The organism is Endozoicomonas atrinae (assembly GCF_001647025.1).
Lineage (GTDB): Bacteria > Pseudomonadota > Gammaproteobacteria > Pseudomonadales > Endozoicomonadaceae > Endozoicomonas > Endozoicomonas atrinae.
The window spans coordinates 1-1,187 of sequence record NZ_LUKQ02000590.1 but is presented as its reverse complement, the minus strand read 5'-3'; the positions used below and the strand labels follow the sequence as shown (position 1 = coordinate 1,187).

The following is a 1,187-nucleotide window of genomic DNA, read 5'->3' as shown; positions in this document are numbered from 1 at the left end:
ACTGCACGGTCAAAACCTCGGGTGATGGTGCAGACGCCGGCATCGGGGGGGGGTGGGTTGTAGGAACGGTAGCCAACACCACGGCGGTGAACAGCACGGTCAATGGCACTCCAAAGAATTTGGGACATATCTCAGATGATCAGCTTCAGCTTCTTTGCCAAAAAGCAGACCAACGTGTGTTAACAGCCAATTGCTCTTCGAGAACTGAATTGCTGGATGCGTTGGATTTTTCGCACAATGATATTGGTGTTTGCCCGGTAAATGCCGCTACGGCGTCAACAGCCGCTACTGTCGGAATTACCACAGGTTCCCTTTTTGGCGCTGCGGCCGGGTTGGGGATTGCCGGCTATTCAACCTATCAATGGATTACCGGTTACCGGGAGGGGTTGCGTGGTCAGGCGCTGGCTATGAAACCACTGACTCGTAGTAGAGAGCTCGCAAGCGCTACGGCCAACGCGGTATCACAGGGTATTCAGGGAATCAGAGAACGAATGAACAGGCAGAGCGTCCCTACGCAGGAGCCAGCCCATGAAATAGACCTTGATCAATAAATTTAACGATTATTCCCAGCGGAACGATCCTGACTGACACCCGTCACCAAAGACACCGAAGCTCCTACTACCAGAGGAGCTTTTTTTATGTCCAGGAATGGACTGTATCCTGAAAATGCAGGGAGCAATTTTAAGGAATGCCCGCAGAAATCTACAACTTTTTTAAACTGAGTACCGCCTTTGACCTGAAACCCGAGCAAGCCATCAAGTACTTTCAGCAGAAAGGCATTAAAACCAGTTTCAGCTGGATGGACATGATCGGCGAGGAGCATGACACCGCCTTTACTGTTGCCAAGATGATGGATACCGACCTGCTGTCTTACGTAGACAAACAGGTGGATAAGATGCTGGAGACAGGGGACACCCTGGCAGACTTCAAAAAAGCATTGATACCCAGGCTGCAGAAAGCGGGATGGTGGGGCAAGCAGGACGTGGTCGACCCCCTCTCTTCTCAAAAGCCCGGCAAGATCACCAAAGCGCAGCTGGGCAGCGCATCCCGGTTAGAAAATATATTCAGAACCAACCTGCAGAGCGCCTATGCCGTCGGCCAGTGGCAGAGCATCCAGGCCAACAGCCAGGCTGCCCCCTTTTTGATGTATGACGCCGTAGAAGACCACCGCACCCGACCAGAGCATC

Annotated in this window: 2 protein-coding genes; both read left to right on the top strand. The window is 52.5% G+C overall.

What is annotated here, in order from left to right; all coding sequences use genetic code 11:
* The coding region (locus AK963_RS34045; RefSeq protein ID WP_175404735.1) for a hypothetical protein at positions 1–551 on the top strand (551 nt) is incomplete at its 5' end.
* Between the two features lie 137 nt (positions 552–688).
* Positions 689–1,187: phage head morphogenesis protein (locus tag AK963_RS29330; RefSeq protein WP_274520569.1), on the top strand; the 499-nt coding region annotated here is incomplete at its 3' end.